The sequence below is a fragment of the Arthrobacter sp. AIWTK1 genome (assembly GCF_056680535.1).
The window spans coordinates 2,955,145-2,977,246 of sequence record NZ_CM155287.1 but is presented as its reverse complement, the minus strand read 5'-3'; the positions used below and the strand labels follow the sequence as shown (position 1 = coordinate 2,977,246).

At 63.9% G+C, this 22,102-nt stretch carries 16 protein-coding genes; 12 read left to right on the top strand and 4 right to left on the bottom strand.

Features of this window, described 5'->3' with window-relative positions; genetic code table 11:
• Positions 1-85 precede the first annotated feature (85 nt).
• The 7 genes from mtrA to secA all read left to right on the top strand — a co-directional run bounded on the left by mtrA (position 86) and on the right by secA (position 10,531).
• Positions 86-760, top strand: a complete 675-nt coding sequence (mtrA, locus tag AC1MDG_RS13685) for an MtrAB system response regulator MtrA (RefSeq protein WP_043482640.1) — start codon at positions 86-88, stop codon at positions 758-760.
• 97 nt (positions 761-857) lie between these two features.
• Positions 858-2,750: an MtrAB system histidine kinase MtrB gene (gene mtrB, locus AC1MDG_RS13680; protein ID WP_479809104.1), complete on the top strand. Its 1,893-nt coding sequence runs from the start codon at positions 858-860 to the stop codon at positions 2,748-2,750.
• Positions 2,747-4,468, top strand: coding sequence for an LpqB family beta-propeller domain-containing protein (locus AC1MDG_RS13675; RefSeq protein ID WP_479804456.1), 1,722 nt, complete (start codon positions 2,747-2,749; stop codon positions 4,466-4,468). The genes mtrB and AC1MDG_RS13675 overlap by 4 nt, the downstream gene beginning before the upstream one ends.
• A 133-nt stretch (positions 4,469-4,601) precedes the next feature.
• Positions 4,602-5,522, top strand: coding sequence for a ComF family protein (locus AC1MDG_RS13670; protein ID WP_479804454.1), 921 nt, complete (start codon positions 4,602-4,604; stop codon positions 5,520-5,522).
• Positions 5,523-5,699: 177 nt separating this feature from the next.
• The gene (gene hpf, locus AC1MDG_RS13665) at positions 5,700-6,425 is read left to right on the top strand and encodes a ribosome hibernation-promoting factor, HPF/YfiA family (RefSeq protein ID WP_043482637.1); all 726 of its coding nucleotides are present in this window, start codon (positions 5,700-5,702) and stop codon (positions 6,423-6,425) included.
• A gap of 49 nt (positions 6,426-6,474) precedes the next feature.
• On the top strand, positions 6,475-7,722 hold the full coding sequence (locus AC1MDG_RS13660; protein ID WP_479804452.1) for a winged helix-turn-helix domain-containing protein: 1,248 nt from the start codon (positions 6,475-6,477) through the stop codon (positions 7,720-7,722).
• A 70-nt stretch (positions 7,723-7,792) separates the two neighbouring features.
• Positions 7,793-10,531 carry a preprotein translocase subunit SecA gene (gene secA / locus AC1MDG_RS13655; RefSeq protein ID WP_043482635.1) on the top strand — a complete coding sequence of 913 codons (2,739 nt, stop codon included), beginning with the start codon at positions 7,793-7,795 and terminating at the stop codon, positions 10,529-10,531.
• Between the two features lie 127 nt (positions 10,532-10,658).
• Here secA and AC1MDG_RS13650 read toward each other — a convergent pair whose 3' ends face one another.
• Together AC1MDG_RS13650 and AC1MDG_RS13645 are read right to left on the bottom strand one after the other, a co-directional pair.
• Positions 10,659-11,207: an Rv3235 family protein gene (locus tag AC1MDG_RS13650; protein ID WP_479804450.1), complete on the bottom strand. Its 549-nt coding sequence runs from the start codon at positions 11,205-11,207 to the stop codon at positions 10,659-10,661.
• 62 nt (positions 11,208-11,269) lie between these two features.
• Complete coding sequence (locus tag AC1MDG_RS13645; RefSeq protein WP_479804448.1) at positions 11,270-12,118, bottom strand: LysM peptidoglycan-binding domain-containing protein; 849 nt, start codon at positions 12,116-12,118, stop codon at positions 11,270-11,272.
• A 158-nt stretch (positions 12,119-12,276) separates the two neighbouring features.
• On the opposite strand from AC1MDG_RS13645, the gene AC1MDG_RS13640 reads away from it, so the two are divergent.
• Positions 12,277-12,855, top strand: coding sequence for a hypothetical protein (locus AC1MDG_RS13640; RefSeq protein WP_479804446.1), 579 nt, complete (start codon positions 12,277-12,279; stop codon positions 12,853-12,855).
• Positions 12,856-12,882: 27 nt separating this feature from the next.
• On the opposite strand, the gene AC1MDG_RS13635 is transcribed toward AC1MDG_RS13640, so the two are convergent.
• Positions 12,883-13,098: a helix-turn-helix domain-containing protein gene (locus tag AC1MDG_RS13635; RefSeq protein WP_043482632.1), complete on the bottom strand. Its 216-nt coding sequence runs from the start codon at positions 13,096-13,098 to the stop codon at positions 12,883-12,885.
• 152 nt (positions 13,099-13,250) lie between these two features.
• Here AC1MDG_RS13635 and AC1MDG_RS13630 point away from each other — a divergent pair, with 152 nt between their 5' ends.
• Genes AC1MDG_RS13630 through AC1MDG_RS13615 form a run of 4 tightly spaced genes read left to right on the top strand, consistent with a single transcriptional unit; the run spans position 13,251 to position 21,613 of the window.
• Complete coding sequence (locus tag AC1MDG_RS13630; protein ID WP_144406424.1) at positions 13,251-13,892, top strand: SAF domain-containing protein; 642 nt, start codon at positions 13,251-13,253, stop codon at positions 13,890-13,892.
• Positions 13,889-15,199 carry a CpaE/TadZ family protein gene (locus AC1MDG_RS13625; RefSeq protein WP_479804444.1) on the top strand — a complete coding sequence of 437 codons (1,311 nt, stop codon included), beginning with the start codon at positions 13,889-13,891 and terminating at the stop codon, positions 15,197-15,199. The genes AC1MDG_RS13630 and AC1MDG_RS13625 overlap by 4 nt, the downstream gene beginning before the upstream one ends.
• A gap of 57 nt (positions 15,200-15,256) precedes the next feature.
• Positions 15,257-20,110, top strand: a complete 4,854-nt coding sequence (locus tag AC1MDG_RS13620) for an NAD-glutamate dehydrogenase (RefSeq protein WP_479804443.1) — start codon at positions 15,257-15,259, stop codon at positions 20,108-20,110.
• 33 nt (positions 20,111-20,143) lie between these two features.
• A complete protein-coding gene (locus AC1MDG_RS13615) occupies positions 20,144-21,613 on the top strand; it encodes a sensor histidine kinase (protein ID WP_479804441.1) in 1,470 nt (489 codons plus the stop codon).
• 89 nt (positions 21,614-21,702) lie between these two features.
• On the opposite strand, the gene AC1MDG_RS13610 is transcribed toward AC1MDG_RS13615, so the two are convergent.
• On the bottom strand, positions 21,703-21,951 hold the full coding sequence (locus AC1MDG_RS13610) for a WhiB family transcriptional regulator (protein ID WP_003804966.1): 249 nt from the start codon (positions 21,949-21,951) through the stop codon (positions 21,703-21,705).
• Positions 21,952-22,102: the final 151 nt, after the last annotated feature.

Genomic DNA, 22,102 nt, shown 5'->3' with positions numbered 1-22,102 from the left:
GACCACGTCCCGTCCGGCGGTGCCCGCGCCATGCCGTGTGGGCCCTCAACGGGACAAAGCCCATTCAATAGGCGAATATATAACTATGAAGGCACGCATTCTGGTAGTGGACGATGATGAGGCGCTGGCCGAGATGATCGGGATTGTCTTGCGCAACGACGGCTTCGAGCCGGTCTTTTGCGCGGATGGCGGGCAGGCGCTGGAAGTCTTCCGTTCCTCAAAACCGGATCTTGTGCTGCTTGACCTCATGCTCCCTGGTGCGGACGGCATTGAAGTGTGCCGGCAGATCCGCGCCGAGTCTGATTCACCCATCGTCATGCTGACCGCCAAGTCGGATACCTCGGACGTTGTCCGCGGTCTGGAATCGGGCGCTGACGACTACGTTCCGAAACCGTTCAAACCGGCGGAACTGGTGGCCCGCGTCAGGGCCAGGCTCCGGCCCGGGGACCAAAAAGCACCTGAAACACTGCGCATTGCCGACATCACCATCGACGTGGCCGGCCATCTGGTGAGCCGCAATGACGAGCGGATCTCGCTGACGCCCCTCGAATTCGACCTGCTTGTTGCCCTTGCGCGCAAGCCGTGGCAGGTCTTCACCCGCGAGCTGCTTCTGGAGCAGGTCTGGGGATACCGGCATGCCGCAGACACACGGCTCGTGAACGTCCACGTTCAGCGGCTGAGGTCGAAGATCGAGCGGGACCCCGAAGCCCCCGAAGTAGTTTTGACGGTCCGTGGTGTCGGCTACAAAGCAGGTTCCTGAACCGTCCAGCGGCGAAACCGGCAATGAGCCGGAGGTAGCCCGCCCCCACAAAACGGAACACGCCCACGGCCACAGCGCTCCGGAGCATACGGACGCCATGGCCGGCGTGCTTTCGGGCTTGCCGTTCCGAACACGTATTTGGCTTCGCCGCGCCCGGATCGTGGGGCTTCGGGTTGCTCGGCTTGTCCGGACCGGACTGGTCCGCCTGCTGCCCGGTGTCCGGTTCCTGCTGCGGGCCCTGCACCGTCGCTGGCGCCGGTCCCTGCAGTTCCGCACAGTCCTCACCACCCTGCTGCTCTCGATCGGCTCGTTTGCCGTGGTGGGTGCCTACCTGTCCAACCAGATCGCCAACAACCTCTTCCAGGAACGGCTGACGCAGGCCGAGTCGGAGACGCTTTACAACGTCAAGCAGGTCCAGGACACTTTTGACGGCGCCCAGGTCACCGACCAGTCCAGTGTGATAACGCTGGTGTACGACACCCTGAATGCCGTTGAAGGGCGCGGATCGGTCATCCAGCGGCGATATGTGTTTGAGGCGATGCCGGAACAGACGAAGCCACGCAACCGCTGGGTGGAATCGCGGGCCTCGGACCAGCTCACGGTCAGTGTCATTCCGCCCGAGTTGCGGAAGGCAGTTCAGGAGTCCGGCAAGGACCAGTACTGGGCATCGACGGAGTTCCCGGTGGGTACCGAAGACCGGCCGGGCATCGCCGTCGGCAACAAGGTCACCTTCAACGGGACTGTGTACGAGCTGTACCTCATCTACGACCTGAACACCGCGCAGAAAACCCTGGACGAGATTCAGAATGTCCTGCTCGCCGGCGGGGCGGTACTGGTTCTGATCATCGGTGCCATCGCCTGGTACGTGACCCGGAACGTGGTCAGCCCGGTCAGCCATGCCGCGGTGGTCTCGGAAAAACTGGCGGCAGGGCAGCTGCAGGAGCGGATGGTGGTCAAAGGCGAGGACGAGGTGGCACGGCTGGGCGCATCGTTCAACCACATGGCTGCCAGCCTCCAGGAACAGATCACCCAGCTGGCAACGCTGTCCCAGATGCAGCAGCGCTTTGTCTCCGACGTGTCCCACGAACTCCGCACGCCCCTCACCACGGTGCGGATGGCCGCCGAAGTGCTGTACGACGCACGGCATGACTTCGATCCCATCAACAAGCGTTCCGCCGAGCTGCTCTACAACCAGGTGGAGCGCTTCCAGTCCCTCCTGGCCGACCTCCTGGAGATTTCCCGCTTCGACGCCGGCGTGGCCATGCTCGACGCCGAACCCACCGATATCCTGCAGCTCCTGGCGAAGGTCGTCGAAGACGCAGCGCCCGTCGCGGCGGAATACGGTTCGCAGGTCACCATCAATTCCCGGGATGAGAGCATCGTGGTGGAGATGGACGACCGGCGGATCGAGCGGATTCTCCGCAACCTCGTGCTCAACGCGCTGGAACACAGCGAAGGCAAACCGGTCAATATTTCCGTGGCTGCGAACGATACCGCCGTTGCCGTCGCTGTCCGCGACCACGGCATCGGCATGACGCAGTCCGAGGCGGCACGGGTCTTCGACCGTTTCTGGCGGGCGGACCCCGCCCGGGCACGCACCACGGGCGGCAGCGGGCTGGGTCTGTCCATTGCCGCGGAGGATACGAAGCTCCACAACGGATGGCTTCAGGCCTGGGGCAGTAAGGGAACAGGGTCAAACTTCAGGCTGACGCTTCCGCTCAGGCAGGGCGAGGCCATCGCCAAATCGCCGCTGCAGCTGGAACCTGCCGACGTCGAATTGCCCGGCGGATCGGGGGAGGGCACTATGCTGCTCCTGGGAAGCACTGCATTGCCGGAGGACGCAGGCGTTGACACGGTCGCAGGCGTCGACACGGTCGCAGGGCCAGCCGGTCCAACAGAGTCAGATCGGCCGGGTCCGGAGGAGCCGGCAGGGCCGTCGGCCGGCTCGCGGGGACTGAAGCCAGCTACCGGCAGGGAAGAATCGAAATGAACGGAACCCGACGACGGTTGGTCAACCTGGCCGTTGCCCTGTTGACAGCTCTGCTCCTGCTGTTGACCTCCTGCGCGCAGATTCCCCGTTCCGGGCCAGTGGGAAAGAGCACGGATGAGAGCGCCGGCAAGCCAAACAACGCGCCCGTCTTCTTTCCGGTGGCGCCGCGCGAAGGCGCCGGACCGGAATCCGTCATAGAAGACTTCTACCTCGCCGGCAGCGGCTACGAGGATGACTATGCCGTTGCGAGGGAATACCTGACCCAGGCCGCCTCCGTTGCCTGGAAACCGGACCAGCGCACCCTGGTGTTCCGTTCCACCAGGGTGGTCCGGACCGGAGTGGAAAACGTCTTCAACTACGAACTTGATGTTGCCTATTCGGTCGATGCGGACGGGATTGCCACACAGTTCCCCGAAGGCACCAAGGAGAACATTCCGGTCACGCTGACCCAGGTGGACGGTGAGTGGCGCATCTCTGCGATCCCTGACGGAATTGCCATCCCGGAGCAGACATTCAAGGTGATTTACGGCGCCTACCCCATCTACTTCTACGACCCCGGCTTCACCTACGCGGTGCCCGACGTCAGATGGTTCAACAAAAAGAAGACGGTCAAAGCTATGACCAGCGCCCTGCTCAGCGGACCAGCCCCGTATCTCAAGGGAGCCGTAGTCAGCGCCTTCCCGTCCGGAATGAAGCTGACGCGGGAGTCCGTTCCGGTGGTCTCCGGGGCAGCCCAGGTGGACCTGTCGGCTAAAGAACTCGTCGAGGCCTCCAGCGAGGACAGGCTGAGGATGCAGACCCAGCTGGCCCTCACCTTCCGTGGCCAGCCTGACGTCGTCAACGTCGAACTCCGGGCAAACCAGGACCTGGTGCGCGTGGAGGATAACGGGTCCGTGCTTCCACCCGTCCGGGACAAGAACGTCCCGGCCCGCCAGATTGCCGTGAATGACGGCCAACTGGTCCGGTACGAGAACAACCGCGTTTCGCCCTTGCCGGACATCCAGTCCGTGGGAGCCCTCGGTCCGGTGTCCCCCGCCGAATCGCCCATATCGCAGTCGGTGGCGTTCCTGAACAGCAGCCGGACCACGTTGTACTCGATCGTGCCGGGCCAGCCAGCGCGGGCACTGACAACCCGCACCACTCTCACCCACCCGTCGTTCGGGCAGCAGGACTGGGTCTGGACTGCCGGGCCGGGCGCCAATGGGGCGACAGAAGTGCTGGCATACCGCCCATCGGGTGTTGCGGAAGGCGCGGCCATGCCCACCGTAACCCTTGCGCCTGCCTGGCTTGCCGGACGTACCGTCAAAGAGTTCCGGGTGTCGCGCGAGGGGGTGCGGGCACTCGTGATTTCCGAGCAGAACGGGAAGACCCGCGTGCAGGTGACCGGCATCGTCCGCAATGCGGACGGAACCCCCCGTGACCTGACCGCCCCAACAACCCTCCTGACGGACCGGGAACCGGACCAGGGCGTCTGGGTCAGCGACACCACAGTAGCGGTCATGAAAGCATCGGCCACTGACAACGTGACCCCTGAACTGCTGTCCCTGGCAGCATCGCAGCCCCAGCCACTGGCCCCTTGGCCCGGACTCACCGCGATCAGCGCAGGCAACGGACCCGAGGAAATCTTCGGGCAGTCCGCTGACGGTATATTCCAGCGCCTCGGAAACGGCTGGTCGCCCCAGCTGAAGGGACCTGTGGACCCGTCATTCCCGGGCTGAATTTCCGGGCTGACGCCGGTGCCGGCCCTGCGCGAAGCGTGCCCGCCGGGCGGGACTTTATCCACATAGGAACCAGACCCACATAGACGGGGGAGGGCTGGCGCCCGGACACCCCGCACTGAAGGCTTGGTCTGTGACGAGAAGCCCCGACCCCGATCTCCAGCCGTCCGCGCCGGCGTCGGCAAAACACCGGAGCGACTATACGCAGTGGTGGCCGCGGGCAGCCGACCGGGCAGCGGACTCGATCCGCGAACTCCTGGCCCTCGCCGCCCCCGTGGAGTGCGTCTGCTGTGGGACGGAAGACTTCACGCTGTGCGGCCCCTGTGAACGGGCGCTGCGCGGGCTCACACGGACTCCGTTTAGGGCCGAGGGACAGGCCCCTGCCCTGATGGATGTGAACGGTTCGGTCATCCTTCCCGTCGTGGCCGCCGGTGTCTATCGCGAGGAGCTCGCGCAGGCTGTGCTGTCGTTCAAGAAATATGGCCAGGGCCACCTCGAGTCGGTGTTGTCCAAAGCGCTGGGAAGAGCCATCAAAAGTGCAACCGGAACAATGCGGGGATACTGCCTGGTACCCGTTCCCACCACCAACAGCGCATTCAGGAAGCGCGGATTCAGCCCCGTGCACCTCATGCTGCGGAATCTGGACCGCGGCGGGAGCCTCGGAGCGGGGGGTCCTGCCGACGCACTGCGCAAGGGTAGAGGATTCGGACAGAAGCCATGGGCTGACGGTGACCTGTCCGAGCGGCTCCAGACGCTGGTTCCGGCCCACGCGATGGCCGGAGGCCAAAAAGGACTGGGACGGGGCGCCCGCGCCAAGCGGGTCCGGGGATCCATGCGGGCCAGGCCGGCGCTCCTCGCCCCGGACATCCGTGGACGCCCCTGCATCATCGTGGACGACGTGCTGACCACCGGAGCCACGCTGGCGGAAGCAGCACGTGCGGTCCACCAGGCGGGAGGCGTCGTAGTGGGTGCCGTTGTACTCGCAGCGACACGCCCGCCCGACGTCGGAGATCCACCGACCGTTCCCGGCGCCACAGCAGCGATGGGCGGCTGACTTTGAAAAAAATAAACGAAGAAAAGGTGAATAACGGGTAGCGATGAACTAACGTCGGTTGTGGGTACCAAGATCAGTTGTACCTGTCGATAGCGGCTCGGAAAGGGGCTCGACTGTCAGTCAGATCGGCCCCGGGAAGTGTCGCCGTCGTGTCACCGAAGTCATTTGGAGGGCACCATGGAGTTCATGATCAGCGGACGGAATTTGACGGTTTCAGACCGCTTCCGCGAATACGCCGACGAGAAGATCTCAAAGATCGCATCGCTGGGAGACAAGGTCCAACGGGTGGACGCGAAGGTCTCCAAGGAGACCAAGGCCCGCCAGACCGCAGACTTGCTCACGGTTGAGCTGACTGTCTTGGGCCGGGGCCCCGTTATCCGTGCGGAGGCCAGCGCCGCCGACAAGTTCGCCGCGTTCGATCTCGCTTACAACAAGCTTCTTGAGCGCCTGCGCCGGGCGAAGGACCGCAAGAAGGTCCACCACGGACGGCACACCCCCAAGTCCGTCACCGAAGCGACCGCCAGCCTTGAGCCGGCAAGCGCCACTGAGCCTCTGTACGTGGAGGCGAGCAGCCACCAGGAGCCCCAGGCCGCACCGGTCGAAAAGTCGCCGTACGACGTCGACAACGACATCCCTGCAGGGGATTCGCCGGTCCTGATCCGCCGCAAGGTGTTCCCGGCGGCATCCCTCACGCTCGACGACGCCGTCGACAACATGGAGCTTGTGGGGCACGACTTCTACCTGTTCGTTGATAAGGAAACGAAAGCACCGTCCGTGGTGTACCGCCGCGACGGGTGGACCTACGGCGTCATCAGCCTGGACCAGACATGCGAACCGGGTGAAGCAGCCGTGGAAGAGAAGATCCTTGCCTACCGCTCGGAGGACGAGCCCGCGCGCGCCTGAGCCGCGGGTCCCCCTAAGCTGGTGTTGACCAGCCAACGGAAGGACTGACATGGGCGCATCGCTGAGCCTTAACCAGGCACGGCGGATCGCGCTGGCAGCCCAGGGACTGGACAAAGGACGGCCCGCCGGACCCGTGACTGCACGGGCGGTGGGCCGGACCTTTGACCGGCTCCACCTGGTCCAGATTGATTCCGTAAACGTCGTGGCCCGCAGCCACTATCTGCCGTTCTTTTCCCGGCTCGGAAACTACGACCGCGCCATTCTCCACCGGATGGCTTCCTCGCATCCGCGCAGGATGACGGAGTACTGGGCACACGAAGCCAGCTTCATCCGGCCGGACCACTTCCCGGACCTGCTGCTGTGGCAGAACCGCAAATGGGTGGGCGCCTCAGGCATGGATCCGGAACTCCGTACCGGAGTGGCCGCGAAGGTCCTCGAAGAACTCGCAAAGGGAAAACCCCTGACCGCCGCGGAACTTACCGCCCGGCTGGGCCACGTGGAGGACCGGCAGCGGGACCAATGGGGCTGGAACTGGAATACCGTCAAAAGGGTCCTGGAACATCTGTTTGAGGAAGGCCTGGTCTCCGCGGCCTCGCGGACCGAACAATTTGAACGGCGCTACGCGCTGACCGCCAAGGTCTATGCCGGGTTCGACGGCGGCGGAGGCGCGGAGGCTGATCCTGCGGCTGCTATGGACCGGCTCATCGATGCCGCGGCCAGGGCCCACGGCATCGGCACCGTCCGCTGTTTCGCGGACTACTTCCGAACGCCCCTGAAGGCGGCCGCCATCGCGGTGCAGCATCTGGTGGAGGACGGCACGCTCGAGCCCGTATCCGTCCGGGGCTGGGACAGGCCGGTTTACCGGCATGCTGACGCCAGGCTCCCTCGCACGGCGACCGGGCGGGCGCTTCTGAGCCCCTTCGACTCGCTCGTGTTTGAGCGCCGGCGCCTGGAGGAGCTGTTCGGATTCCACTACAGGATTGAGATCTACACCCCTGAGGCGAAACGCCGTTTCGGATACTACGTGCTTCCGTTCCTGTTGCGGGACGGCATCGTGGCGAGGATCGACCTCAAGGCTGACAGGGCGTCCGGGCTGCTCCTCGCGAGGGCGGCGCACGCCGAGCCGGACGCCCCGGCGGACACCGCCGTCGAACTTGCTGCGGAACTGCACCTCATGGCCGACTGGCTGGGGCTTGACCGTGTGGTTGTGCTGCCCTCCGGGGACCTTGCGCCCGCTCTTGCCGCGGCCGTAGCTGCTGGCGGAAGCGGGCTATCCGCTCTTAGGGAACAGGCGTAACGTGCCGTGCGTGTCTCCCGTAGACTGAACAGGCCAGAATTCGGCAGCTTGAGACTGGGAGCAACTTCACGTGGCATCACTTATCGAAAAACTTCTCCGTACGGGTGACAAAAAAACCCTGAGGCAGTTGAGGAACTATGCCGATTCCATCAATGCCCTGGAGAGCTCTTTCAAGACCTTCACGGACGCCGAACTGCGTGAAGAAACCGACCGGCTCCGGGAACGCCACCAGGACGGCGAGAAGCTGGATGACCTCCTGCCCGAGGCGTTCGCCGCTGTCCGCGAAGCTTCCTCCCGCACCTTGGGAATGCGTCACTTCGACGTCCAGTTGATGGGTGGCGCTGCCCTGCACCTAGGCAATATCGCTGAAATGAAGACCGGTGAAGGCAAGACCCTCGTGGCCACCGCTCCGGCTTACCTCAATGCGCTCGCCGGCAAGGGCGTGCACGTCGTCACCGTGAACGACTACTTGGCCGAATACCAGTCCGACCTCATGGGGCGTGTCTACCGCTTCCTGGGACTGAGCAGCGGCTGCATCCTGTCCAACCAGGACCCCGCCGTTCGCCGTGAGCAGTACGCCGCGGACATCACCTATGGCACGAACAACGAATTCGGCTTCGACTACCTGCGCGACAACATGGCCTGGGACCAGACGGAACTCGTCCAGCGCGGCCACCACTTCGCCATCGTTGACGAAGTGGACTCGATCCTCATCGATGAGGCCCGTACCCCGCTTATCATTTCCGGTCCGGCCCAGGGGGACACCAACCGCTGGTACAGCGAGTTCGCGAAGGTGGTCCTGCGGCTGCAGCCCGAGCAGGATTACGAAGTCGACGAAAAGAAGCGCACGGTCGGTGTCCTGGAGGCCGGCATCGAGAAGGTCGAGGACTACCTCGGCATCCACAATCTTTACGAGTCCGCCAACACGCCGCTGATCGGGTTCCTTAACAACGCCATCAAGGCCAAGGAACTCTTCAAGCGCGACAAGGACTACGTCATCCTCGACGGCGAAGTGCTGATCGTCGACGAGCACACCGGCCGTATCCTTGCCGGCCGCCGCTATAACGAAGGCATGCACCAGGCGATCGAGGCCAAGGAAGGCGTCGAGATCAAGGCGGAGAACCAGACCCTCGCCACGGTCACGCTGCAGAACTACTTCCGCATGTACGACAAGCTTTCCGGCATGACCGGTACCGCCGAGACCGAGGCTGCCGAGTTCATGAGCACCTACAAGCTCGGCGTGGTGGCCATCCCCACCAACCGGGACATGCAGCGCATTGACCAGCCCGACCTCGTCTACAAAAACGAGGCGGTCAAGTTCGATGCCGTCGTTAGGGACATCGCCGAGCGGCACGAAAAGGGCCAGCCGGTCCTGGTGGGTACCACCAGCGTGGAGAAGAGCGAATACCTCTCCCGGCTGCTGGCCAAGGAAGGCATCCGGCACGAGGTCCTGAACGCGAAGAACCACGCCCGTGAAGCGGCCATCGTCGCGCAGGCCGGCCGTAAGGGTGCCGTGACGGTTGCGACCAACATGGCCGGTCGCGGTACGGACATCATGCTCGGCGGAAACGCTGAATTCACCGCGGTCGCTGAATTGGCAGCCAAAGGCCTGGATCCGGAAGAAAACTCGGAAGAATACGAGGCCGCCTGGCCTGCGGCGTTCGAGGCGGCCAAGCAGGCGGTCAAAGACGAACACGAGGAAGTCCTGGACCTGGGCGGACTCTACGTCCTCGGTACTGAACGCCACGAGTCCCGCCGCATCGACAACCAGCTCCGCGGACGTTCAGGACGCCAGGGCGACCCGGGCGAGTCGCGGTTCTACCTTTCCTTGACGGATGACCTGATGCGCTTGTTCAATTCGGGCGCAGCGGAACGGCTCATGAACAGTTCCGTTCCTGACGACGTTGCCCTGGAGTCGAAGCTGGTTTCGCGGGCCATCGCATCTGCCCAGGGCCAGGTCGAAGGCCGCAACGCGGAACAGCGCAAGAACGTCCTGAAGTACGACGACGTCCTCAACCGCCAGCGTGAAGCCATCTACGGGGACCGCCGCCGGATCCTCGAAGGCGATGACCTGCACGAGAAAGTGCAGTTCTTCCTTGAAGACACCATCACCGCGCTCATCGACGCAGCAACGGCCGAAGGCACCGGGGACGACTGGGACTTCAACCAGCTCTGGACCAACCTCAAGACGCTGTACCCGGTCAGCGTGACTTCCCACGACGTCATCGACGAGGCCGGCGGCAAGTCCCGCATCACGGTGGACTTCCTGAAGGAGGAGATTCTTTCCGACGCGCGCCTGGTCTATCAGGCCAGGGAAGAGGCCATCGGGTCAGAGAGCATGCGCGAACTGGAGCGCCGGGTGGTGCTTTCCGTGATCGGCCGGAAGTGGCAGGAGCATCTCTACGAGATGGACTACCTGAAGGAAGGCATCGGCCTTCGCGCCATGGCACAGCGCGACCCGCTCGTGGAATACCAGCGCGAGGGGTTCATCATGTTCCAGGCCATGATGGAGGCCATTAGGGAGGAGAGCGTCGGCTTCCTATTCAACCTGGAGGTCGAGGTCACTCCTGCCGAAGACGTCGTCGTGGCCGACGGTGCCGGTGAGCACACGGAGCACCACGAGCCGCAAATCCACGCTGCCGGACTGGAAGCGCCGGAGAAGCCGGCCCAGCTGCAGTACACCGCGCCGGGCGAAGACGGCGCCAGTCAGACCCGTGTTGAAGGCAGGTCGTCGGGGCGCTCCGGAAACCCGGCCAAGGCTGCCCAGGACGGCGCACGCAAGCCGGCGGCCAAAAAGAAGAAGCGTTAGGGATTGATGGCTGGTCGAACAGCAGCGGGTTGAATACGGGTGAAGACCGGAACTGTTGTTCCGGTCTTCACCCGTTTTCAACCGTGTTTGGATGCTTGAACCGTGAGTTGGCGTTCACGACGATCAGTCAACCGATCTCCAGTGCCGTGATGCGCCACACCTGGTTGCTGCGCTCAAGCCTTACAGCGACTGCGCGGACCCTCAGTTCATCCACGACCACGGCACTTGCCTCGTAGATCCCGGCAGCGACTTCGCAGGCGCGGACCGAGCGGACTACTGGGTTGCGGTGCAGGCGACCTGCTGTGGGGGAGGGACCGGCAGCAAGCCGACGGGTCAGCGCCGCGCGGTGCTGCAATGAGGCCAGGCACCGTTGGTCAAGCCTCCGGGAGAGTTGCTGGACAGGCCGTGTTCCTGCCAGCACTTCGATGGCGGCTTGAACCGTCCCGCGGGTAATCGCGCAGACTTCCCTGTTCTCACCCGCAATCCGCAGGGAACGCCCGTTATCGCCGGCTCCGGCCGGATTTGTTGGCCGCGGCCCTGGCGGTGCGTCGGCCGGACGATGACCCGCGGACATATCGTCCGTTGCCGGAACTGCTGCCAGCCTGCGGGCGGGCGGGATACCGGGTGCGGAACCTTCCGATGCCGGTGATGTAGCTGCCAGGTGCAGTGCGCTCATGTCGTTCCTCTGATTGATGGCGAATAGTTGATGGTGGCCGGCGGCCTGTGGCGGATTCAGGGTCAGGATGGAGGCCTGAGGACCTGGCCCGGGAGAAGTGCATCGGGGCGGTCTCCTATGACCGCCCTGTTGGCCTCATACCATCGGGGCCATTCCATGGCGATATCGAGATCGGAAGCGCGGCTGCCGCCCAGGTGCCTGGCCGCAATACTCCAGAGCGAGTCGCCGGCAACCACTGTGACGTGCCCGTCGTCGACAACCGGCTGTGGGCGGATCCCGGGTTGGGCCGCCAGCGGACCCGGGCTCACGAGGGGCGCATTCGGCTTCCACCGTGGATCCGCCTTCTCGCCGGATGTGGAGATCGCCGGCAACGCGGACACCAGGGCGGCGCGGCCCGCCACGGCGTCGGGTGACGACGTGGTTGGTGCCCACCCGGCGGATGGCGAAGAACTCGGGCTGAGGTCCCCGGCATGCTGTTCCGTGGGGGCCCAAACAGCTGCAGCTGCGGGCGTGGTTGGACTCCACTGAGGGGCGGCGGGATCCGTAGCGGCTTGGGCGAGAGGTGCGCCCAGTAGGTGCAGTCCCACTGCGGCGAGAGCGAGTCTGCGCATGAAGGCGGGGCTGAACTTTCCCGTGATTTCTGCGGCTCGGCCGTTCCCGGTGCGCTCGAGGGCGGCAGACGCAAACGCTATAACCATCGACAGGACCCACCAGGTGACCACGATGAGTCCTGCGGTGTTGACGACAAATCCGAGCAGGTCTTCGAAGCCAAGTGACTGGGCCTTCGCGGATGACCGCTGCCAGCGTTCCATCAGTGAGGCGCCGGTGGCCGCCAGAAAGAATCCCAGGAGCAGAATCGCCGCCGCCAGGGATGCGTCCGAGCCAAGCATCCTGCCCCGTGAAACCCCCATGTGCCCGCTCCTTAGTCATTTGATCCTGTTTGATGTTGTTTGATGCAACTGAACCTAGTTTGAACTTGCTCTTCAAGTTTTGTCCAGTCATTTGTTTTTTGGTCGCCCGGTGAGGCCCGTGAATTGACCGCTGGCCTGCCCCGGCCTAGATTTGCGGCATGCGTTGGGATGCCTTGTTTGGAGACATGGAGGCGCAGCTGGCCTCGGTTGACCGCCTGCACCTTGAATCGGAAATCTCCGAACGGTCGCGGGCGGAGGTTGCGGGCGTCGAGCTGGCCGACAGATTGCGCGGATCCATGGGGCTTAGGGTGGCGGTCCACTTGGTATCCGGCGCCGTGTTCGAGGGAACACTGGGCCACGTGGGTGGAGAGAGCCTGCTCCTCAACGACCATCATCATCAGGTGCTGGTTCCATTTGCGGCGGTTTCCCGCTATCACGGCCTGGGGAGGCTGGCAGTGTCGGAGCCGTCGTCGGTCAGGCGCAAATTGGGACTCGCCAGCGCCCTTCGTGCGCTGGCGCGCGACAGGGCTGATCTTGCGGTGGTCCTCGTCGGTGGCACGCAGGAAGCTGCGGTGCTGAGCGGCGTCATCGACCGCGTGGGGCGGGATTACTTGGATCTGGCCTTGACCCGGCCCGGAGAAGCCCGCCGCGCGGCCAACGTCAGCCAGATTGCGTCGGTACCTTTTTCCTCGCTTGGTGCGTTACGGTCCGTCCGCGGCGCGGAAGGTCATCAGTAGGACGGCGCGCCCTCGGCCGCCCCTGGTTCAGACGGACTTGGCTTTGGCTTCCTGGATCATGCGGTCTGCCTCCGCATAGCGCTCTTCGATGTACTGTTCCAGCATCTTCTCTTCCACGCGCCACTGTCCGCGTCCGCCCACTTGGATGGCCTTGAGTTCGCCGCTTCGCACGAGTGCATAGGCTGCCGGGGAATTGATCTGCAGCTGTTCCGCTACGTCTGCGAGGGTGAGGAATCGGGGCATGCCACTATTTTGCCACCAATGACGTCGAATGATGCGGTTATCCACAGTTTGGCGCTGTTTGGACTTGTGACTTTCGATCCTGCCGTTTTGCCGTAACAATGAGGGAGTCCGGCGCAGAACCAGCCCGGTCGGCACCGAGGGGGGAGCGGTACGTGAGTTCAAGTACGACGACGGCAGTCAGGTTGAAAAAGCCGTCCTGGAAGGATCCGCGGCTCCTGCTCGGATTCCTGCTGGTGATGGCGTCCGTGGCCGGCGTTGTGTCGCTTGTCGGTGCTGCCGACCGGACCACCGAGGTGTACGCGGCAAGGGGGTCGATCGCCGTGGGGGAGAAGCTCACGCCTGAGAACGTCAACCGGGTGAAAGTCCGGCTCGGCGACGTCGAAGCCCACTACGTCACCGCCGAGGCCGGACTGCCAGAAGGCATGGTTGCGGTACAGCGGATTGGCCCGGACCAGCTGGTGCCACGGGAGAGCCTCGGCCGGCCCGATGCGTTGAACCGCAAGCCGGTCGCCATCACCATTGACGAGGCGCTGCCGGAACAAGTGGCGGCCGGTTCGCGGGTGGACGCCTGGGTGGCCTTGCCTGATGCCCGTAACGGGTTCAATGAGCCGAAATTGTTGCTGCCCGGGGCCGAGGTCGCTGAGGTCACTCCCGGATCGACCACCTTGGGGTCGTCCCGGTCCACCGTGGTCATGGTCCTCGTTACAGACGAGCAGATGCCCAGTCTGCTGGGAGCGCAGGCGAACAAGGCCAAGATATCGGTGGTCTGGAACCCGGGCGGTGAAACCCCGTGAGTATTCCGGTGGTCACGGTCGGGCAATCACGCGAGGACCTTGTCGGAGGCCTGGAACGCCTCCATGGACCGGTCACTGTGGTGCGGAGATGCTCGGAACTGGCGGAACTGCTGGCCGCCTGCCAAAGCGGACTCGCACGGGCGGCCGTCGTCGCGGAGGGGAGTGACGAACTGACGGCTTCGCTTGTCGACCGGCTCACCGCCGTCGGCGTCGTGATTGTTGCGTTGACGGACAGCGCCACAGAAACGGCGAGGCTGACCGCGATCGGCGTCACGGCTGCGCCGGCGGGGGTGGACTCTGCAGCGCTGGCAGGCAGGATCTCGGGTGCGGTTGCCCAGTGGGCCCTTCCCGGGTCGGTTCAGGCTGGTGACAGCGGCTTCGCCGACACCGGTGCCGCCATTCGAACCTTGCCGGGCGCGGGAGATGACCTTCCGGCCGAGCCGTCCGGCGCCGGCCAGGTCCTCGCCGTCTGGGGTCCTGCCGGGTCACCGGGCCGGACACTGGTGGCAGTCAACATGGCAGGTGAATTGGCCGCAGCAGGCAACTCGGTGCTCCTGATCGACGCTGACAGCTACGGAGCGAGCGTTGCGGGACTGCTGGGACTGCTCGACGAATCTGCCGGGTTGGCCCAGGCCTGCCGGTTGGCCGACCTGGGGCAGCTGGATGCCGACGCCTTGCTGAAGATCGCCACGTCCGTCGCCCTCAAACCAGGCACGCTTCAGGTCTTGACAGGGATCACACGCGCAGACCGCTGGACCGAGTTGCGCGCATCTGCCCTTGGTGCAGTCTTTGAAAAAGCCCGTGAGGTGGCGGACTACATTGTCGTTGACACTGGCTTCTGCCTCGAGGCAGACGAGGAACTCAGTTTTGACACCATGGCACCGCGAAGGAATGCCGCTACCCTCCGAAGCCTTGAACTCGCGGACACTGTTTATGCTGTGGGATCGGCCGATTCCATCGGCGTGCCACGGCTGGTTCGCGGCCTTTCCGAGCTCGAAGCGGCGGTTCCGCAGGCATCACCAAGGGTGATCCTGAATAAAGTCCGCGCCTCGGCCGTCGGACGCTTCCCCGAGCGCCAGCTCCGGGAGGCGTGGGAGAGGTACGGGCCGGCGGAAGGCATTGCCTCGTTCCTTCCCTCAGACAACGCAGCGTGCGACGCGGCACTGTTGTCCGGAAGCCTCTTGCTCGAGGCCGCGCCCGAGTCCGGGCTGCGTTATGCGATAGCCGAAACGGTTTGTGCACCTGTCCATCAAAAGCGCCGATCCTCTGTCTTTTCTTCCACAGCGAAGCGTCACCTAAAGGGCTAGGCTCGCCATAAGGGTTGCAAAGAGGCAACTATGAACTTGTGATGGAGGCGTTTGTCGATGTCGTCTGGGTCCAGCGTGGAGGATCAGTCCGTTTTGCTCGGAGCCCGTGAAGGGTACTTCGGAGACTACTACGAGCACCTTGCGGAGGAGGATTCCCGGGCGTACTCACCGGACGTCCTGGCTGCCCGCGCCGAAACCCACCGGGAAGTGGCTGCTGTCCGGGTGCCGGGCACCGCCAACGTGCGGATCGTGGACGAAGCCGACTGCAGCGTGGTGTACATCGTCACGGACGATATGCCGTTCCTGGTGGACTCCGTCAACGCCGAGCTCGTGCGCCAGAACTCGGCCATCCACCTCGTCCTTCACCCGCTGTTTGTGGTTACGCGCAACCGCGAAACCGCGCGACTGACAAAAGTGGACAGGGTCCCGTCCAGTATTGGTATCTCCAGCGGCGACACGGCAGCGATGCCAAGCCTGTCACACCTGATTGCCCAGGGCGACAACGCCTCGCACATGGAGTCGTGGATCGCCGTCGAAATCGGTCCTGCCAGCGAAGAAGCGCATGGACGGCTCATCGAAGGCATCGAACGAGTCCTTGGGGACGTCCGGTCCGCTGTCGAGGACTGGCCCAAGATGCGCAACAAGGCGCTCCAGATCGCCCAGGACCTGGACAAGGTGGCCAACCCATCGCAGATCGAGGAACTGCGCCAGGCCCAGGACCTCCTCCGGTGGCTCGACGACGGCAACTTCACCTTCCTTGGCTACCGCGAATACGACCTCGTCAATGAGTCCGGCGAGGACGTGCTGGAACTGCGCGAGGAAAGCGGCCTCGGGCTGCTGCGCAGCGGCGCCGACGGACACCACGTCCAGCACCTCACCGTTGCGGGCCGCAGGAAGGCCCGTGAAAAGCGCGCCTTGGTCATCACCAAAGCCAATTCCCGCTCCACGGTGCACCGCCCCGCGTACCTCGACTACATCGGAGTCAAGAGCTTTGACGCCGCCGGAAACGTCAACGGCGAGCAGCGGTTCATCGGTCTTTTCGCCACCAGCGCCTACGCCGGCTCGGTCAGGAACATTCCGATTGTCCGCGAGAAGGTTGAAGCCGTGCTGCGCAGCGCCGGATTCCCGCCGCACTCGCACTCCGGCAAAGACCTGCTGGGTATTCTCGAAACCTACCCCCGCGATGAGCTGTTCCAGATCGAGGTGTCGGACCTTGCCGCGACGGCAACCGGGATCCAGCGACTGCAGGAACGGCGGCGCACGCGGCTGTTCCTGAGGCCTGATATCTACGGCCGTTTCATGTCCGCACTCGTCTATCTGCCCCGTGACCGGTACACCACCAACGTGCGCCTCCGCATTGAGCAGGAGCTCCGCGAGACGTTCCATGCCGTCTCCATTGACTACGAAGCCAGGATGACCGAGTCTGCGTTGGCCAGGCTGTTCTTCCGTATCCGGTTGCCCAAGGATGCCGATGTCAGCGACGTCAATGTCGAAGAGCTTGAGAAGAGGCTGGTCCGGGCAGCGCGCTCGTGGAGCGAAGGCATTACCGAGGTGCTGCGTGCCAGCGCCACCGATGACGACAATAAAGGACTTGCCTCGGCCTGGGCCGAGGCCTTCCCGGCCACCTACCGCGTGGACTACGAGGTTGAGGACGCCCTGACGGACATCGCGCGGTTCGAGAAGTACGGGTCGGCTGCCGAGCTGGCCGAAAAGGGCACGCAGGAGCGGCCCGGGGTGCATGTGTACCTGCCGGAGGGTGCCGGAGCCACGTTGGAAGAGGACGCGCGCGTCAAGCTTTACATGCTTGAGCCGAAGAGCCTTAGCCAGATTCTGCCGTACTTCCATAACCTTGGCCTTGAAGTGCTCGATGAACGGCCCTTCGAGATCGAGACCGCGGACAAGCGGGACTTCTTCCTGTACGACCTGGGCCTCAAGTACCCTGCCGGCGTGGCTCCCCTCGGGACCGGCCAGTTGTTGGCGGAAGCTTTCGGCGCCGCCGTTTCCGGTGACGTCGAGTCGGACAGCTTTGACCGGCTGGTCCTGCGTGAGGGCATGCACTGGCGCCAGATTGTGGTCCTCCGTGCCTACGCGAAATATATGCGCCAGATGGGTAATACGAACTCGTTTGGATTCATTGCCGACACGCTGCTGGCCAATCCCGACGTGACCCGTTCACTGAGCGCACTCTTCGCGGCGCGCTTTGACCCCGCCATCGGGGACGATGTCCGGGCGGCGCGCCAGGTAACCGTGCGCGCGGAGCTGGCGGCCGCTATTGAGCAGGTCGCCACGTTGGATGCAGACCGTGTGCTCCGGACGTTTGCGAACCTCATTGAGGCCACACTCCGCACCAACTTCTACCAGCAGAAGCCGTACCTGAGCTTCAAACTGAATCCGGCCGCGATCGACGGGCTGGCCTTCCCGCGCCCGATGTTTGAAATCTGGGTGTACTCGCCCAGGGTGGAAGGCGTGCATCTGCGTTTCGGCAAGGTGGCCCGTGGCGGGCTCCGCTGGTCCGACCGGCGCGAGGACTTCCGCACCGAAATCCTTGGCCTTGTGAAAGCTCAGACCGTCAAGAATGCCGTCATTGTGCCCACCGGCGCCAAGGGCGGATTCTTCGCCAAGCAGCTCCCTGACCCTGCGGTCGACCGGACGGCGTGGATGGCGGAGGGCGTGGAGAGCTACAAGACCTTCATCCGCGGTCTGCTGGACCTTACGGACAACCTGATCACCACTCCGGACGGCGAAGCTGTGGTTCCGCCGGCCGACGTCGTCCGCCACGACGACAACGACAACTACCTTGTTGTCGCTGCAGACAAGGGAACGGCAACGTTCTCGGACATCGCCAACGGGCTCTCGGCAGAGTACGGTTTCTGGCTGGGGGATGCCTTCGCCTCGGGCGGCTCCGTGGGCTACGACCACAAAGCCATGGGGATCACGGCCCGCGGCGCGTGGGAATCGGTCAAGCGCCACTTCAGCGAACTGGACCTGGACACGCAGTCTGAGCCGTTTACGGTGGTGGGCGTCGGCGATATGTCCGGCGATGTGTTTGGCAACGGGATGCTGCTTTCGCAACACATCCGGCTGCTGGCAGCATTCGACCACCGCCACATCTTCTTGGATCCGAATCCCGATGAGGCGTCATCCTACGCAGAACGGCAGCGGCTCTTCGACCTGCCCCGGTCCTCCTGGGACGATTACGACAAATCCCTCATCAGCGAAGGAGGCGGCATCTTCGGACGGCAGGCAAAGTCCATTCCTGTCTCCGACCAGGTGCGGGTCGCCCTCGGGCTGCCTGACGGCACCACCGAACTGAGCCCGCCGGAACTCCTTCGCGCCATTCTCCTGGCGCCCGCGGACCTGCTCTACAACGGCGGTATCGGAACATACGTCAAGGCAAGCACCGAAACGCATGCCGAGGTGGGGGACAAGGCGAACGACGCCATCCGCGTTGACGGCCGGGACCTCCGCGTCAAAGTGGTGGGCGAAGGCGGAAACCTGGGCATGACCCAGCGCGGACGTATTGAAGCAGCACTTCAGGGCGTCATCCTGAACACCGACGCCATCGACAACTCGGCCGGCGTCGACTGCTCGGACCACGAAGTTAACATCAAGATCTTTGTTGACCGGATGGTCGCCGCGGGCAAGCTGGAGGCCGCAGAGCGGGCGGACTTCCTGGCATCCATGACGGATGAAGTAGGGCGGCTCGTCCTGGAAGACAACATCGACCAGAACATCCTGCTCCTCAACGACCGCATCCGTGTTGCGGAGTGGAGCCCCAGCTACGAGCGCCTCATGGACTGGCTGGAGAAATCCGCCGACCTCAAGCGCGATCTTGAAGCGCTGCCCACAACGGCGACGCTTCGGGAACGCCTGGAACAGGGGCAGGGGCTGACCTCGCCCGAGCTGTCGGTTCTGGCGGCTTACGCGAAGATCGAACTCGCCACTGCCCTGCGTGAGAGCGATCTCGCTGACGACCCGTGGTTCAGGCAGACTCTGCGTTCGTACTTCCCCAAGCAGCTTCGGGAAAGGTTCGACGCCGAGCTCGACACCCAGCCGCTGCGGCGGGAGATCATCGCCACGGTGGTGGCGAACGACATGATCAACCTCGGCGGCATTACGTTCGCGTTCCGCACCATTGAAGAGACCTCGGCCAACGAAGCAGCCGTGGCCAAGGCATTCGTCGCCCTCCGCGAAATTTACGAGCTGGACGTCATGGTGGGAGAGCTCAACGAACTGCCGGCGTCCTTCCCGACCGAACACTGGAGCACCGTACACCTGGATATTCGCCGGCTCCTTGACCGAGCGGTCAGGTGGGTCCTGGGCCAGGGGAGCGCCTCCCGGCCGATTTCGGAAATCGTGGACGAATTCAAGCCGCTGTTGGATCCGATGCGTGCCCGTCTCCTCGATTACCTGCGTGGTGAGGACCGTGCGCGCGTGGCCGCCTGGCTGGAAAAGGCCCGCAGCTGGGAACTTCCGGAGGATCTTGCCCACCGCTGGGCCGAACTGTTCGAAAGCTTCGTGCTGCTCGACATCGCCAAGATCGCCCATGTCAGCCCGGAGCCGGTGGAAAGCATCGCGCACGTGTACTACACGGTATTCGACCGCTTCCATGTGGACTCGCTGCTGGAACGGATCACCAAACTTCCGAGGCGTGACCGCTGGCAGGCACTTGCCCGTGCTGCCTTGCGTGATGACCTGTACTCCACGATTTCGGACATTACGACGTCGGTCCTTGAGTCGACGTCGGCCGGAGCCCCCGCGGAGGACCGGGTACTGGACTGGGAAGGCCTGAATGCCGAGCAGCTGAACCGTGCCAGGAGCATGTTTGACGAGGTCAACTCACTCGAAGCGGACGATATGGCGTCACTGTCGGTAGCATTGAGGCTCTTGAGGTCAATCGTCCGACGCTAGGGACCCGTTCCAAGCGTCGAATATGGAGGTGTAGTGGCAATCTTTACGGACCCCATCAGGGAACACGCTGATTTTGGGCCGGGGGATGCCGAGTGGCTGCACCTCCTGGTGGGCGACTGGCAGATGGTCGCCGACCTCGCCTTCGCCGACCTCGCATTGTGGTTTCCGCATCCTGAGTTCGGTTACGTGGCGCTGGCCCACGTCCGCCCCTCCACCACGCATACGGTGTTCCACGCCGACTTCGTGGGGGAGGGGATCAGGTCGGATCTGCAGCCGCTGGTTGATAAGGCCTGGAGCAGCCGGACCATCGAGCGTTCCAGTGAAACCAACTGGAGCAGTGATATGGCCCTCCGGGTTGAAGCCGTTCCCATGGTGAGAAACGGCCGGACGCTGGCTATCGTGACCACACACATGGACCTGTCCAGTTCCCGGATGCCGTCCAGGCTCGAACTGACCTACCGGCAGTGCGCCTACGACCTGCTGCGCATGGGAACCCTCGGCCTGTGGCCCGACTTCGCTTCGCCCACCGGATCCCGCCGCGGCGCGCCGAGGGTGGGAGACGGTCTGATCCGGCTCGACGCAGACGGAATTGTGCAGTACGCCAGCCCCAACGGCGTCTCCGCATTCCGGCGGCTAGGCGACGGTGAATCCCTTGAGGGGAGGTCGCTGGCAGAAGTCACTGCGGGGCTGTTGAGGGACCGTCGCATGGTGGACGAAACCCTGCCGCTCGTCGTGACCGGGCGGATGCCGTGGCGCAGCGAAATTGAATCCCGGGGAGTCAGCCTGTCACTGCGGGCCATCCCGTTGCGCGATGAGCAACAGCGGTTCGGGGCCCTGGTGCTCTGCCGTGACGTCTCTGAGCTACGGCGCCGGGAAATGGAACTTGTGACCAAGGACGCCACCATCCGCGAGATCCACCACCGCGTGAAAAACAACCTGCAGACGGTTGCTGCCCTGTTGCGGATGCAGTCACGCCGGATGGTCAGCGATGAAGCCAAGCAGGGCCTTGAGCAGGCCATGCGACGAGTTGCAACCATTGCCCTTGTCCACGAGACGCTGTCCCAGGGACTGACGCAGAGCGTCGACTTCGATGAGCTGATTGGGCGGCAGTTCCGTCTTTCCGCTGAAGTCGCTTCACCCTCGCAGCAGGTCAAGACTGCCAGGTCCGGCCTGTTCGGTGAGCTGCCCAGCGATTTCGCCACCCCGCTGGCTCTCGTGATCAACGAGCTGGTGACGAACGCCGTCGAACATGGCCTGGAGGGCAGGACGGGAACTGTCTGGCTGCTGGCTGACCGCTCAGAGGGCGAGGACGGAGACGAGTTCCTGACCGTCACGGTGGCCGATGACGGCGTCGGACTGCCCGACACGCCCCACGTCGAAGGCCTGGGACTGCAGATCGTCCGCACCCTCGTCACGAGCGAGCTCGGCGGAAGTATCCAGTGGAAACCGCGTGAGGGTGGCGGCACTGCCGTGCAGATCGTCCTGAACCTGCAAAAGCGCTGAGCTACAGGATGCCTTAAAAGGGAAAGCAGCCGCGGACTGTGAAGTCCGCGGCTGCTTTCTTGTGGCCCGAAGGGCCCAGATTCATCCGGTCAGGAGGCCCGACGGGCGCGGGCAGCGCGGCGCTTGAGGGCCCGGCGCTCGTCTTCGCTCATTCCGCCCCAAACGCCGGCGTCCTGTCCCGATTCGAGGGCCCACTGAAGGCAGGTGTCCACCACGGGGCAGCGGCGGCACACACTTTTGGCTTCCTCGATCTGCAGGAGAGCGGGCCCGGTGTTTCCTACTGGGAAGAAAAGCTCCGGGTCCTTGTCGAGGCACGCTGCGCGGTTACGCCAATCCATGCTGATCAGTCACTCCATTCCTGGGAACTCGTTGGAAGCATCTTGTGAAAATATTCACTAGAGGCTACATAAGAAAGGGACCCTGCCGGGTCCCCTTGGTCATCTGAATTAAGCGTGTCATGTTAACGCTGTGTAAACAAGGGGTAATCGT

Coding starts and splice junctions, on each gene's coding strand:
- AC1MDG_RS13645 (WP_479804448.1), bottom strand. CDS start 12,118: ATGGGGGTTTCACGGGGCAGGATGCTTGGCTCGGACGCATCCCTGGCG.
- mtrB (WP_479809104.1), top strand. CDS start 858: ATGGCCGGCGTGCTTTCGGGCTTGCCGTTCCGAACACGTATTTGGCTT.
- AC1MDG_RS13610 (WP_003804966.1), bottom strand. CDS start 21,951: ATGGATTGGCGTAACCGCGCAGCGTGCCTCGACAAGGACCCGGAGCTT.
- AC1MDG_RS13650 (WP_479804450.1), bottom strand. CDS start 11,207: ATGAGCGCACTGCACCTGGCAGCTACATCACCGGCATCGGAAGGTTCC.
- AC1MDG_RS13660 (WP_479804452.1), top strand. CDS start 6,475: ATGGGCGCATCGCTGAGCCTTAACCAGGCACGGCGGATCGCGCTGGCA.
- AC1MDG_RS13675 (WP_479804456.1), top strand. CDS start 2,747: ATGAACGGAACCCGACGACGGTTGGTCAACCTGGCCGTTGCCCTGTTG.
- AC1MDG_RS13635 (WP_043482632.1), bottom strand. CDS start 13,098: ATGCCCCGATTCCTCACCCTCGCAGACGTAGCGGAACAGCTGCAGATC.
- mtrA (WP_043482640.1), top strand. CDS start 86: ATGAAGGCACGCATTCTGGTAGTGGACGATGATGAGGCGCTGGCCGAG.
- hpf (WP_043482637.1), top strand. CDS start 5,700: ATGGAGTTCATGATCAGCGGACGGAATTTGACGGTTTCAGACCGCTTC.
- AC1MDG_RS13620 (WP_479804443.1), top strand. CDS start 15,257: ATGTCGTCTGGGTCCAGCGTGGAGGATCAGTCCGTTTTGCTCGGAGCC.
- AC1MDG_RS13640 (WP_479804446.1), top strand. CDS start 12,277: ATGCGTTGGGATGCCTTGTTTGGAGACATGGAGGCGCAGCTGGCCTCG.